This window comes from Curtobacterium pusillum (assembly GCF_007680845.1).
GTDB classification, from domain to species: domain Bacteria; phylum Actinomycetota; class Actinomycetes; order Actinomycetales; family Microbacteriaceae; genus Curtobacterium; species Curtobacterium pusillum_B.
Window position 1 is genome coordinate 135149 of the sequence record NZ_VEIY01000006.1, and the last position, 13504, is coordinate 148652.

The window sequence follows — 13504 nt, forward strand, 5'->3', positions numbered from 1 at the left end:
CATCAGCCCCACCGCGGCCGGCGTGTCGCCCCTGGCCACCCGTCCGATCGAGACCACCCGCAGCTGGAAGCTCGCGATCGGGTACGGCGTGTTCACGGTCCTCGCGCTCGTGCTGTTCGCGCTGCTCCCGCGCACCGGCACGACCACCTTCCGGCTCGCGAACGCCGGGGACTTCTTCGCGCTCCCCGACGTGCTGCTCCCGGCGGTCGCCACCGGGATCGTCGTCGTCGTCCTGCTGGCGCTCCTGACCGTGTACGCCGTCATCGAGACGCGGGCACTCCGCCGCGTGCCGATGTGGGTGACGGCGGTCTTCGCGGTCGTCTTCGTCATCGGGTTCCTCACCTGGGCCGCCGCCGGCAAGTCGCTGCCCATCCCGGGTCTGCTGCTCGGTGCCCTGAGCCTCAGCGTCCCGCTGGTGTTCGGTGCCCTCGGTGGCGTCATCTCGGAGCGCGTCGGCGTCGTGAACATCGCGATCGAGGGACAGTTCCTCGCCGGTGCGTTCAGCTCGGCGATGGTCGCGTCGATCACCGGTTCGCCGTGGGTCGGACTCGTCGCCGCACTGATCGCCGGCATGCTCGTGTCGTTCATCCTCGCCGCGTTCAGCATCAAGTACCTCGTCGACCAGGTCATCGTCGGTGTCGTCATCAACGCGTTCATCTCCGGCCTGACCGGCTTCCTGTACTCGCAGGTCCTGTCGCCGAACGAGACGACGCTCAACATCGGCATCCGCTTCCCGATCATCCCGATCCCGGTGCTGCACCAGATCCCGGTCATCGGCCCGGTCTTCTTCGAGCAGCGCGTCACCGTCTACCTGGCGTACGTCGCGGTCGCGGTCGTCACCTTCGCGCTGTTCAAGACCCGCTGGGGCCTCCGCCTCCGCGCGGTCGGTGAGCACCCGCAGGCCGCGGACACCGTCGGCATCAACGTCAGCCGGACGCGCTTCTGGAACGTGGCACTCGCGGGCGCGATCGCCGGCCTCGGTGGCGCGTACTTCACGCTCGACGCGGTCGGCCCGTTCACGAAGGACATGACGGCGGGCGCGGGCTACATCGCGCTGGCCGCCGTGATCTTCGGGCGGTGGGACCCGATCCGCGCGACCCTCGCGGCGCTGCTGTTCGGCTTCGCGTCGAACCTGCAGAACACGCTCGGCGCGATCAACTCGCCCGTCCCGAGCGAGTTCCTGCTCATGCTGCCCTACGTGGTGACGATCTTCGCGGTGGCCGGCCTGGTCGGGCAGTCGCGTGGTCCGGCCGCGTCCGGCAAGCCGTACATCAAGAGCTAGCCGGGAGGCGCGGCACATGACCCACACGAACGCCCAGGGTGACCAGGTGGTCGCCGCCACCGCCCCTTCGGACGCAGCCCCGCGCCTCCAGTCCGACGACGTGGACTGGACCGCCTTGCGGACCGCAGCGACCGCCGCGATGCGGCACGCCTACGCGCCGTACTCGTCGTTCCCGGTGGGCGCGGCGGCGCTGACCGTCGACGGACGGATCGTGTCCGGCTGCAACGTCGAGAACGCGTCGTACGGGGTGACGCTCTGCGCCGAGTGCTCGCTCGTGTCGCAGCTGCACATGACGGGCGGCGGCAAGCTCGTCGCGTTCACGTGCGTCGACGGCGACGGCGCGACCCTCATGCCGTGCGGGCGCTGCCGGCAGCTGCTGTTCGAGCACTCGACCGAGGGCATGCTCCTCGAGACCGTGTCGGGCATCCGCACCATCGACGAGGTCCTGCCCGACGCCTTCGGGCCCCGGACCCTCGCCACCTACCAGCAGGAGCACTGATCCCCATGGCCGTCGAGCCGTTCGACACCGTCGACCTCATCCGCACGAAGCGCTCCGGTGGCGCCCTGAGCACCGCCGAGGTCGACTGGCTCGTCGACGCGTACACGCGCGGCTACGTCGAGGACCCGCAGATGGCGGCGATGGCGATGGCGATCTTCCTCAACGGGATGGAGCGGCGGGAGATCAAGGACCTCACGCTCGCGATGATCGCGTCGGGGGAGCGGATGTCGTTCGGCTCGCTCGGCAAGACCACGGTCGACAAGCACTCGACGGGCGGGGTCGGCGACAAGATCACCCTGCCGTTGGCGCCCCTCGTCGCGTCGTTCGGCGTCGCGGTGCCGCAGCTGTCCGGTCGCGGCCTCGGCCACACCGGCGGCACGCTCGACAAGCTCGAGTCGATCCCCGGGTGGCACGCGTCGCTGTCGAACGACCGTCTCCTCTCCGTCCTCGATGACGTGGGCGCTGTCATCTGCGCGGCGGGTTCCGGGCTGGCTCCGGCCGACAAGAAGCTGTACGCCCTGCGGGACATCACCGGCACCGTCGAGAGCATCCCGCTCATCGCGTCGAGCATCATGTCGAAGAAGATCGCCGAGGGCACCGGGGCACTCGTCCTGGACGTGAAGTTCGGGTCGGGGGCCTTCATGCCGTCGTACGAGGCGTCGCGTGAGCTCGCGCAGACCATGGTCGACCTCGGCAACGACGCCGGTGTGAGGACCTCGGCACTGCTGACCGACATGGAGGTCCCGCTCGGGCTGATGATCGGCAACGCGCTCGAGGTGCGGGAGTCGGTCGAGGTGCTGGAAGGCGGCGGACCCTCGGACGTCGTGGAGCTGACGATCGCGCTCGCTTCGGAGATGTTGACCCTGGCCGGCTTGCCGGACGCCGATCCCGCGGCAGCGCTGGCCGACGGTCGGGCGATGGACACCTGGCGTCGGATGATCGCGGCGCAGGGCGGCGACCCCTCGGCTGCGTTGCCCGTCGCTCGCGAGCAGCACGTCGTCAAAGCGCCGGCGTCCGGCGTCCTCGCGACGCAGGAGGCCCTGCCGTTCGGCATCGCCGCGTGGCGACTCGGTGCCGGGCGCGCCCGCGCGCAGGACCCGGTGCAGGCCGGCGCGGGCATCGAGCTGCACGTCAAGCCGGGCGACACCGTGACCGAGGGGCAGCCGCTGTGGACGCTGCACACCGACGAGCCCGCGCGCTTCGAGCGCGCGCTCGAGTCGCTCGAGGGTGCGTGGTCGATCGGGACTGCTGCGCCGGAACGCGGGCCGATCGTGCGGGAGCGCATCGGCGGCTGAACCGGACCGTGCACAGGTGCCTGCGCGCGGTCGGTGACCACCGATAGCCTGGGTGCATGAGCGCCGACGCCACGACCTACCGCCTGCCCGACGCCGGAGCGGTCATCAACGACCTGCCGAAGGTCTCGCTGCACGACCACCTCGACGGCGGCCTGCGTCCGGCGACGATCATCGAGCTCGCGGCCGAGGCGGGGGTGGCGCTGCCCACGACCGACGCGGTCGAACTCGGGCAGTGGTTCGCCGACCAGTCGAACTCCGGCTCGCTCGTCGAGTACCTCAAGACCTTCGACGTCACCACGTCGGTGATGCAGACCGCGCCGCAGCTGCACCGCGTCGCGAAGGAGTTCGTCGAGGACCTCGTCGCCGACGGCGTCGTCTACGGCGAGGTCCGGTGGGCGCCGGAGCAGCACCTGCGGGCCGGCCTGACGCTCGACGAGACGGTCGAGGCGGTGCAGGCGGGGATCGAGGAAGCGGTCGACGCCGCCGACGGGCGCATCCGCGTCGGGCAGCTCGTCACCGCGATGCGGCACGCCGACCGCTCGCTCGAGATCGCCGAGCTCGCCCTCCGGCACCGCGACGCCGGCGTCGTGGGCTTCGACATCGCCGGGGCGGAAGCCGGGTTCCCGGCGTCGAACCACCGCGCGGCGTTCGACCACCTGGCGTCCGAGCTGTTCCCGGTCACCGTGCACGCGGGCGAAGCCGACGGGCTCGCCTCGATCCGCTCCGCGCTCGTGGACGGCCGCGCCCTGCGTCTCGGACACGGTGTCCGCATCTTCGAGGACGTCACGCTCTCCGACGCCGGCGACGGCTCGACCCTGGCCTCCCTCGGCGAGGTCGCGTCCTGGGTCCGCGACCGGGAGATCCCGCTCGAGGTCTCGCCGTCCTCGAACCTGCAGACCGGCGCCATCGCCGCGTGGGGCGACGACCTCGCCGACCACCCGTTCGACGTGCTCTACCAGCTCGGCTTCCGGGTCACCGTGAACACCGACAACCGCCTGATGAGCCGGACCTCGTTGTCGAAGGAGCTCTCGTTGCTCGCCGGCACCTTCGGCTACGACCTCGACGACCTCGCGGCGTTCCAGATCAACGCGGCCCTCGGCTCGTTCCTGCCGCTCGAGGACCGCGAGGAGATCATCGCCACCATCACCGCCGGGTACCAGGAGGCGTAGGGGATGCCGCTGCCGCCGCTGCCCGACGACGCCGTCGTGCTCGGGACGACCGCGTCCTCGTGGCGCGAGGCGCTCCGGGTCGCCGGCGGTGCCCTCGTGGCCTTGGGGGCGACCACCGAGCCCTACACCGAGGCGATGATCGCGCTGGTCGAGGAACACGGGCCGTACATCGTCATCTCGCCCGGGCTGGCGTTCGCGCACGCCCGACCGGGGCCCGCGGTCCTCCGCGACGGGCTGTCCGTGGTCACGCTCGCGTCGCCGGTGGCCTTCGGGCACCCGCACAACGATCCGGTGCGGGTCGTCCTCGGGCTCGCGGTGGCGGGCGTCGGGGCGCACCTCGAGTCGATCGGGGAGATCGCGAACCTGTTCAACGACGCCACCGTGACCGGACGGCTCGCGGACGCGACCACCGCGGACGAGGTCCGCGCGATCATGGGCGTCCCGGGGGTCTCCGCATGAAGATCGTGACCATCTGCGGCGCCGGGATCGGTGCCAGCGGGATCCTCAAGGTCAACGCCGAGAAGGCCCTGGTCGCCCTCGGGCTGGAGGCATCGGTGGTCGCGGCCGACGTCGCGTCGGTGCGGCACGCGGCCGAGGACGCCAACGTGATCCTGACGAGCCAGGAGTTCGTCGAGGCGATCGGCGACACCTACGCCGAGGTGATCGTGATCCGGAACCACTTCGACCAGGACGAGATCACGGCGGCGGTCGACCGGGCGCTCGGGGAGCCCTGACCCGCCCTTTAGAGTTGGGGCATGAGCACGGAGAACCCGCTGAACGACCCCGCCGCCGACCCGTTCGAGGTCGCCCGCGACGCCGCCGAGGTCATCGCCGCGAAGTCGGGCATCGACCACCACGACATCGCCCTGACCCTCGGGTCCGGCTGGGGCAAGGCCGCCGACCTCGTCGGTGAGACGGTGTCCGAGATCCCCGCGTCGGAGGTCCCCGGCTTCAGCGCCTCGGCCGTCCCGGGCCACTCCGGCACGGTCCGCTCGATCCGCCTCGCCGACGGCCGGCACGCACTGGTCATCGGCGCCCGGACGCACTACTACGAGGGGCACGGCGTCCGTCGGGTCGTGCACAGCGTCCGGACCGCCGCGGCCACCGGGGCGTCGATCATGGTCCTCACGAACGGCGCCGGCGGCATCAAGGAGCACTGGACGCCGGGCACGCCGGTGCTCATCAGCGACCACATCAACCTCACCGCGGACAGCCCGCTCGAAGGCGCGACGTTCGTCGACCTGACCGACCTGTACTCGGCGCGACTCCGCGCGGTCGCCCGCACGGTGGACCCCACGCTGGACGAGGGCGTGTACACGCAGTTCCGCGGCCCGCACTACGAGACCCCGGCCGAGGTGCAGATGGCGAAGACCATCGGCGGCCACATCGTCGGCATGTCCACCGCGCTCGAGGCCATCGCCGCGCGGCAGGCCGGCATGGAGGTGCTCGGCTTCTCGCTCATCACCAACCTCGCCGCGGGCATCCAGAAGACGCCGCTGTCCCACGCCGAGGTGCTCGAGGCCGGTCGCGAGGCCGAGCCCGTCATCGCGGACCTCCTCGCGCGCGTGGTGACGGCGCTGTGAAGGTCGACCTCGAGGGCGTGCTCGACACCGCCCGGGCCTGGCTCGCCCAGGACCCCGACGACGAGACCCGTGCCGAGCTCGCCGCCGCCATCGACGCCGCCGCGGACGGCACCGGTCCGGCCGTCCAGGAGCTCGCGGCGCGGTTCGCCGGCCGGCTGGCGTTCGGCACCGCCGGACTCCGCGCCGAGCTCGGGTACGGGCCGCTCCGAATGAACCGCGTCGTGGTCACCCAGGCGGCCGCCGGACTGGCCCGCTTCCTCATCGACTCCGGCCGGGAGCGGAGCGTCGTCATCGGGTACGACGGCCGCGTGAACTCCGACGTCTTCGCCCGGGACTCGGCCGAGGTCATGCGCGGCCTCGGGCTCGAGGTCACCCTGCTGCCGTCGGCGCTGCCCACGCCCGTGCTCGCGTTCGCGGTGCGGCACCTCGACGTCGGGGCCGCCGTGATGGTCACCGCGAGCCACAACCCGCCCCGGGACAACGGCTACAAGGTGTACCTCGGGGGCGACGACGACGGGTCGCAGATCGTCCCGCCGGTCGACGGCACCATCGCTCGGGCGATCGACGCGGTGGCGGCCGGTTCGATCGCGGACCTGCCGCGTGCGACCGACTACGCGGTGGCTGCGCCGACGCTGGTGCAGGCGTACGTCGACTCGACGGCTGCGACCGTGCCGTTCCCGGGCCTCGTGCCCGAGGCGCAGCCGACGGTCGTCTACACGGCGATGCACGGCGTCGGGTGGGAGACCGCCCGCGCGGTGTTCGAGACCGCCGGGTTCGCCGTGCCGACCACGGTCCCGGAGCAGATCGACCCCGACGGCGCCTTCCCGACGGTGTCGTTCCCGAACCCCGAGGAACCCGGGGCGATGGACCTCGCGATCGCGCGCGGTGTCGCCGTCGGAGCGGACCTCGTCATCGCGAACGACCCGGACGCGGACCGCCTCGCGCTCGCGATCCCGGCCGGCGACTCGTACCGGCGGCTGTCCGGCAACGAGGTCGGCTGGCTCCTCGGGTGGCGTGCCGCCGAGCGCGCGGCCGAAGCGGAGGAGACCGGCACGCTCGCGGCGTCGATCGTGTCGTCGCCGGCGCTGTCCCGCGTCGCGGCCCGCTACGGCCTGGAGTACCGCGACACGTTGACCGGCTTCAAGTGGGTCTCGCGCGTGCCGGGGCTGCTCTTCGGCTACGAGGAGGCACTCGGCTACCTGGTCGACCCCGACGTCGTCCGGGACAAGGACGGCATCTCCGCCGCGCTCTCGCTCCTCGACCTCGCGACGGAGCTCGCCGCGTCCGGTTCGACGATCGCCGACCAGCTCGACGCGTTCGCCAGGGAGTTCGGTGCGTTCGCCTCCGGGCAGGTCGCGACCCGCGTGGACGACCTGTCGCGCATCGGCGAGATCATGGCGGCGCTGCGGGCGACCCCTCCGACGGCGCTCGGCCCGCTCGACGTGGAGTCCGTGACGGACTACACCGACGGGGTCGAGGGCTTCCCGCCGTCGGACATCCTGCGCTACGACCTCACCGGCGACGCCCGGGTCATCGTCCGCCCGAGTGGGACCGAGCCCAAGGTGAAGGTGTACATCGACACGGTCGCCGACTCCTCCGCCGAGGCCCAGGCGCTCGTCGACGCCCTCGCCGCCGCCGTGCGCCCCCTCGTGTCGTAGCGCGCCGCCGCCCCGCCCCGCCGCCCCCGGAACCAGGTTCCGGACACAGCACCACGCATCTCCGCGGTGCTGTGTCCGTTTCCCGGTGTCGAGCGCGCGCGGGTACCGCTCCACAGCGCCGGGGTGGAGCGAGTTGTGCACAGATGTCCGGACGCAGGGCACAGGGAGACGGAGCACCAGCGACGATCCGGACATGGAACGACTCCTGCTCGCCACGACTCCCGCTGACGAATCGAGTGCACGGAGCGTCCGCCGGGCGCTCCACCGGGGCGAGGTGCTCCGCGTGGCGCACGGGGTGATGACGCCCGCGGGTGCCTTCCGCGCGGCCTCCGAAGCAGCGCGGCACCGGGCCCGTGTCGAGGCCGTCCTCGCGGTGTCACGGACCGGGTTGATCGTCTCGCACGCCTCGGCGGTGGTCATGCACGACCTCCCGTGGTTCGGGCCGTTCCCCGAGCGGGTGATCGTCACCGACCCGTCCCGCGACCGAGCGCAGCGGCTCCGGTTCGCCGACAAGGTACCCGCTCGGGGGCGTCACGTCGGAACGGTCGTCCTCGACGGGATCGAGACCACGGACCTGCCCACGACAGCGATCGACGTCGCACTCCGTTCCGACCGGGGCCACGCGCTCGTCGTCCTCGACGCCGTCCTCCGCCGCGGGGTCGAACGTCGCGCGCTGGTCGCCGAACTCGAGTCCAGGTCGACACGTCGGGGCGTCCATCGCGTGTCCGAACTCCTCGAGATCGCCGACGGCCGGATCGAGTCAGCGGGCGAGAGCCTGACGAGCCTCGTCATGCACGACGTCGGCCTTCCGAGGCCGCAGCTCCAGCACGAGTTCGTCGAGCACGGTCGGGTCGTCGCCCGCGCGGACTTCTGGTTCCCGGAACACGGGGTGGTCGTGGAGTTCGACGGCCTCGCCAAGTACCGGAACGAGCTCCTCCGAGCGGGCCGGACGGCGGACGAGGTCGTCGTCGCGGAGAAGCTCCGCGAGGACGCGGTGCGCGCTCGCCCCGAGGTCGACAGCGTGGTGCGGCTGATCTGGCGCGAGGTGCTGCCCGGTGGTGGGGCACCGTCGGCGCTCCGACGAGGGGGACTCCCGGTCCCTCAGGCGATCCGGACCACCCCGGCGTGGTGATTGCGGTGAGGAGGACACCGGGAAGCGGACACAGCACCGCGCAGATGCAGGGTGCTGTGTCCGGAACCTGGTTCCGCGGGGCGCGGCGCGCGCGCCTACGCGAGCTCGAGCAGCACGTGACCGGACGAGATCGTCTGGCCGACGGGGGCGTTCAGCCCCGTCACGGCGCCGTCGCGCGGGGCAGCGACGGGCTGCTCCATCTTCATGGCCTCGAGCACGACGAGCAGATCGCCCTTGACGACCTGCTGGCCCTCCTCGACCGCGAGCTTCACCACGGTGGCCTGCATCGGCGACGTCACCGAACCGGTCGAAGCGAGGCCGCCGCGCACGCCGGACGAGCGACGCTTCGGGGGAGCGGACGGGCCAGCCGGACGGCGAGCACCGGCAGCGCCGCCCCCGACGATCGACGGCATGGTGACCTCGATGCGCTTGCCCTGCACCTCGACGACGACGCTCTCGCGTGCGGCCGGTGCGGGCAGTTCCTCGGTGGCGCCGGACCACGCGGGGATGTCGTTGTCGAAGTCCGTCTCGATCCACTGCGTGTAGATGGAGAACGGCGTCTCGTCGTCGGTCGCGAACGCCGGGTCCGACACCACTGCGCGGTGGAACGGCAGCACGGTCGGCAGGCCGGTGACCTCGAACTCCGCCAACGCTCGCCTGGAACGCTCGAGCGCCTCCTCGCGGGTGGCACCGGTGACGATGAGCTTCGCGAGCATCGAGTCGAACGAACCGGAGACGACGTCGCCGGACACGACACCCGAGTCGACGCGGACCCCGGGGCCGGACGGTGCGTTGAACGCGTGCACGGGGCCGGGGGCGGGGAAGAAGTTGCGGCCGGGGTCCTCGCCGTTGATGCGGAACTCGAACGAGTGGCCGCGCGGCGCCGGGTCGGAGTAGTCGAGCACGCCGCCCTCGGCGATGCGGAACTGCTCGCGGACGAGGTCGATGCCCGTGACCTCCTCGGACACGCAGTGCTCGACCTGCAGGCGGGTGTTCACCTCGAGGAAGGACACCGTGCCGTCCGCTCCGATGAGGAACTCGCACGTGCCCGCGCCGACGTAGCCGACCTCGCGGAGGATCGCCTTCGACGACTCGTACAGCCGTTCCGTCTGCGCGTCGGTCAGGTACGGCGCCGGCGCTTCTTCCACGAGCTTCTGGTGGCGGCGCTGCAGCGAGCAGTCACGCGTGGAGACGACGACCACGTTGCCGTGCTCGTCCGCCAGGCACTGGGTCTCGACGTGCCGCGGCTTGTCGAGGTACTTCTCGACGAAGCACTCGCCGCGACCGAACGCCGCGATGGCCTCGCGCGTGGCCGATTCGAACAGTTCTCCCACGGAAGCACGATCGCGCACGACCTTCAGCCCACGACCGCCACCACCGAACGCGGCCTTGATCGCGACGGGGAGCCCGACCTGGTCGACGAAGTCGAAGACCTCGGAGACGTCCTGCACGGGCTCGATCGTGCCGGGTGCGAGCGGCGCGCCGACCTTCTCGGCGACGTGGCGCGCGGAGACCTTGTCGCCCAGTCGCTCGATGGACTCCGGCGATGGACCGATCCAGGTCAGCCCGGCGTCGATGACGGCGCGGGCGAAGTCGGCGTTCTCTGCGAGGAAGCCGTAGCCGGGGTGCACGGCGTCCGCTCCGGAGCGGCGGGCCACCGAGATGATCTTGTCGATCACGAGGTAGGTGTCGGCGCTCGTGGTGCCGTTCAGCGCGTAGGCCTCGTCGGCGAGGCGGGCGTGGAGCGCGTCACGGTCCTGGTCGGCGTAGACCGCGACCGATGCCTTGCCTGCGTCGCGGGCCGCGCGGATGATGCGGACGGCGATCTCGCCGCGGTTCGCGATGAGGACCTTGCTGATACGGGGCATGGTAAGTCAGCGTATTCGTGCGGCGGGGGTGCGAATTGACTGGCACCCACAAAGAACGACCCGGAACAAGTGCGGATGTCTACAGTGCCCACAGATCGTGCCACGCGACGCCGAAGCCGCGCAGGAGCATCGACCGCAGCACCGGCAGCGACAGCCCGACGACGGCGGACGGCGCGCCGTCGATCCGGGTGATGTACGCGGCCGCGCGTCCGTCGATCGTGAACGCTCCGGCGACCTCGAGGGGTTCGCCCGTCGCGACGTACGCGTCGATCTCGTCGAGGGACACGTCGTCGGCGAAGGTGAGCACCGCGCTGTCGACGGCCACGATGCGGTCCTCGCCGCGCACGAGTGTCGATCCGCCGGGCGCCACGTCCGCGACGTGGCCGGCGAGACCGAGCGGCCAGCCCTCCGACGCGTCCACACGGCGGACGGGAGGCACGGCGCCAGCCCGCCCCGCGCCTCCAGGCCCGTCAGTGGGAGCGTCCAGGTCCCGGCGCCGGTCGATCACGCAGTGCCCGCTCCAGAGCGTGCCGCCACCGGCGGCGAGCATCTGCCGCCACCGGTCCCGCGCCACCGCCGGGTCGTGCGGCTTGCCGTACAGGACGCCGTCCACCTCGAACGCGGAGTCCCCGCCGAACACGAACCCGTCCACCGGGCCGCCGGCCACCGACGCGTCCGCGACCGCCGACGCCTTCTCGACCGCGAGCATCGCGACGAGCTCCGGACCGGTGAGGTCACGGCCCAGTGCCGCCGAGACCGACGCCACCGCGGCGTCCTCGTCGACCCCCGGTGCGACGAGGACCGGCTCGATCCCGGTCTGGGCGAGGAGGGCTCGGCGGGCGGGGGAGGTACTCGCGAGGTACAGACGCATGGGAACATCGAACCATGGGTGAATCCGTCGGAACGCTGCTCGAACTCGACGTCACCGGGATCGCCCACGGCGGCATCTCGGTGGCACGGCACGAGGGGCGCGTGGTCTTCGTCTCGGACGCGATCCCCGGCGAGCGGGTCACCGCACGGGTGACGGAGGACCGGAAGAAGTCGTTCTGGCGCGCCGACACCGTGTCGGTGGAGCAGCCGAGCGAGCACCGCGTGGACCACGTCTGGCCCGAGGCGGCGCTCGATCGCGACCCCGCGGTCCGACCCGGCGGTGCGGAGTTCGGGCACATCGCCCTCGCCCACCAGCGCACCCTGAAGCACGACGTCCTCGTCGACTCGTTCGCGCGGTTCGCCCGCACCGATCTACAGGACCTCCTCGGGCACGACGTCGTGGTGGAGGCGGCCCCCGGCGACGACGCGGCGAACGGCCTCGGCTGGCGCACCCGCGTCCGCCTGCACGTCGACGAGGACGGCACCGCCGGGCCCTTCGCCGCACGCTCGCACACCGTTGTGCCGGTCACGTCCCTCCCGCTCGCGACCGCCACGGTGCAGGGGAGCGCCCCGCTCGGCCGCGGCGCGATGCCGGGCTCCTCGATCGTCGACGTCCTCGCGCCGTCCGGGTCCGAGGGGGCACGGCTCGTCGTCGACGAGCAGAAGCCCACGATCGTGACCGAGGTGGTGGGGGAGCGCACCTTCCAGGTGGACGACAACGGCTTCTGGCAGGTCCACCGCGCGGCTCCGGCCGTGCTGACCGCCGCCGTGCAGGACCTCGTCGACCAAGACCGGCTCGATCCCGAGGGCCAGCACCTCGACCTCTACGGCGGGGTCGGGCTGCTCGCCGCGGCGCTCGGCGACCTCGTCGGCCCGAAGGCGCGGCTGACGAGCGTGGAGAGCGCGCCCCGCGCCACCGAGCACGCGCAGGAGAACCTCGCGGCGTGGATCGGTGCCCGTGCCGAGACCGGTCGCGTGGACCGCTGGCTGCAGCGCACCGTCGACACCGCGTCGCAGCCGGAACGGGCCCGGCTCCGCGCCGGGACGGTCGTCCTCGACCCGCCGCGTTCCGGCGCCGGTCGCGACGCCGTCGTCCGGATCGCCGCGCTCCAGCCCGCCCAGGTCGTCTACGTCGCGTGCGACCCGGTCGCGTTGGCCCGCGACGTCGCGACCTTCGCGGACCTCGGGTACCGCCTGGAGGCACTCCGCGCCTTCGACCTCTTCCCGCACACCCACCACCTGGAGGCCGTGGCGCGCCTGGTGCCCGTCGGCTGACGGCGGCCCCGGGTCGTCCTGGCCGCGGTGCGGCACGCCGGTTGCCGTGTCGCGGACGATCCGCGCTGCTGCCTGAGTCCGACCTGGGTATCCTGGGTCGGTGATGGCTCCCCGGTTTCAGGGGCCGGGGGTGCGCATCGACCAGAGAGGCCATCGTGGCAACAGACACGTCCACCACCGGAACGACCGGACTGGCGACCAAGCCCGTCCGTGTCGCCATCGTCGACGACCACGAGTCCGTGCGACTCGGGATCCAGGCGGCATGCCAGAACGAGGGGTTCGAGGTGGTGCTCACCGCCGCCAGCGTCCCCGAGTACGTCGCGAACCTCGACGGGCGTGAGGTCGACGTCGTCGTCCTCGACCTGTCGCTCGGCGACGGTTCGACCGTGACCGCGAACGTCAAGGGTGTGCAGGGCACCGGTTCGGCCGTGCTCGTGCACTCCATCGCCGACCGCGTCGCGAACGTCCGGGAAGCGCTCGCGGCAGGGGCTGCCGGCGTCATCCCGAAGTCCTCCGCGACGAAGACGGTGATGGCCGCCGTCGCGACCGTCGCCCGGGGCGACGTGCTCAACAACCTCGAGTGGGCGAGCGCCATCGACGCGGACCGCGACTTCGCGAAGGCGCAGCTCGGCCGCCGCGAGCGCGAGATCCTGCACCTCTACGCATCCGGCCTGCCCCTCAAGCTGGCGGCGCAGCAGCTCGGCATCGGGTACTCGACGGCGCGGGAGTACCTCGACCGGATCCGGGTGAAGTACGTCGAGGTCGGTCGTCCCGCCCCGACGAAGGTCGACCTCCTCCGCCGTGCGGTCGAGGACGGGATCCTCCCCGGGCTCGACTCCGGCATCGATCCCGACGGGGACGGTCGCTGAGCGG

13 protein-coding genes are annotated in these 13504 nt (G+C 72.1%); 11 read left to right on the top strand and 2 right to left on the bottom strand.

Annotated elements, in window-relative coordinates:
• Position 1: 1 nt before the first annotated feature.
• The 9 genes from FS825_RS13835 to FS825_RS13875 all read left to right on the top strand — a co-directional run bounded on the left by FS825_RS13835 (position 2) and on the right by FS825_RS13875 (position 8618).
• Positions 2–1282, top strand: coding sequence for an ABC transporter permease (locus FS825_RS13835; RefSeq protein ID WP_186377258.1), 1281 nt, complete (start codon positions 2–4; stop codon positions 1280–1282).
• A 16-nt stretch (positions 1283–1298) separates the two neighbouring features.
• Complete coding sequence (locus FS825_RS13840; RefSeq protein WP_144713983.1) at positions 1299–1781, top strand: cytidine deaminase; 483 nt, start codon at positions 1299–1301, stop codon at positions 1779–1781.
• A 5-nt stretch (positions 1782–1786) separates the two neighbouring features.
• Entirely contained in the window at positions 1787–3076 is a 1290-nt protein-coding gene (locus FS825_RS13845) for a thymidine phosphorylase (RefSeq protein WP_144713985.1), read from the top strand.
• A 56-nt stretch (positions 3077–3132) separates the two neighbouring features.
• Entirely contained in the window at positions 3133–4245 is a 1113-nt protein-coding gene (locus tag FS825_RS13850; protein WP_144713987.1) for an adenosine deaminase, read from the top strand.
• 3 nt (positions 4246–4248) lie between these two features.
• Positions 4249–4704, top strand: coding sequence for a PTS sugar transporter subunit IIA (locus tag FS825_RS13855; protein WP_144713989.1), 456 nt, complete (start codon positions 4249–4251; stop codon positions 4702–4704).
• Entirely contained in the window at positions 4701–4979 is a 279-nt protein-coding gene (locus tag FS825_RS13860; protein ID WP_144713991.1) for a PTS sugar transporter subunit IIB, read from the top strand. The genes FS825_RS13855 and FS825_RS13860 overlap by 4 nt, the downstream gene beginning before the upstream one ends.
• Before the next feature lie 21 nt (positions 4980–5000).
• Entirely contained in the window at positions 5001–5828 is an 828-nt protein-coding gene (locus FS825_RS13865) for a purine-nucleoside phosphorylase (RefSeq protein WP_144713993.1), read from the top strand.
• Positions 5825–7486, top strand: a complete 1662-nt coding sequence (locus tag FS825_RS13870; protein ID WP_144713995.1) for a phospho-sugar mutase — start codon at positions 5825–5827, stop codon at positions 7484–7486. Before FS825_RS13865 ends, FS825_RS13870 begins: the two co-directional genes overlap by 4 nt.
• Before the next feature lie 193 nt (positions 7487–7679).
• The gene (locus tag FS825_RS13875; RefSeq protein WP_144713997.1) at positions 7680–8618 is read left to right on the top strand and encodes a hypothetical protein; all 939 of its coding nucleotides are present in this window, start codon (positions 7680–7682) and stop codon (positions 8616–8618) included.
• 95 nt (positions 8619–8713) lie between these two features.
• Here the strand turns inward: FS825_RS13875 and FS825_RS13880 are convergent, their stop codons facing one another.
• Both FS825_RS13880 and FS825_RS13885 read right to left on the bottom strand, forming a co-directional pair.
• On the bottom strand, positions 8714–10486 hold the full coding sequence (locus FS825_RS13880) for an acetyl/propionyl/methylcrotonyl-CoA carboxylase subunit alpha (protein WP_144713999.1): 1773 nt from the start codon (positions 10484–10486) through the stop codon (positions 8714–8716).
• A 79-nt stretch (positions 10487–10565) separates the two neighbouring features.
• Positions 10566–11357 (bottom strand): Maf family protein, encoded by a 792-nt coding sequence (locus FS825_RS13885; protein WP_144714001.1) that lies wholly within the window; start codon positions 11355–11357, stop codon positions 10566–10568.
• Positions 11358–11371: 14 nt separating this feature from the next.
• On the opposite strand from FS825_RS13885, the gene FS825_RS13890 reads away from it, so the two are divergent.
• Both FS825_RS13890 and FS825_RS13895 read left to right on the top strand, forming a co-directional pair.
• Positions 11372–12631 carry a class I SAM-dependent RNA methyltransferase gene (locus FS825_RS13890; protein ID WP_144714003.1) on the top strand — a complete coding sequence of 420 codons (1260 nt, stop codon included), beginning with the start codon at positions 11372–11374 and terminating at the stop codon, positions 12629–12631.
• Positions 12632–12786: 155 nt separating this feature from the next.
• Complete coding sequence (locus FS825_RS13895; RefSeq protein WP_144714005.1) at positions 12787–13500, top strand: response regulator transcription factor; 714 nt, start codon at positions 12787–12789, stop codon at positions 13498–13500.
• The last annotated feature ends 4 nt before the right edge of the window (positions 13501–13504 follow it).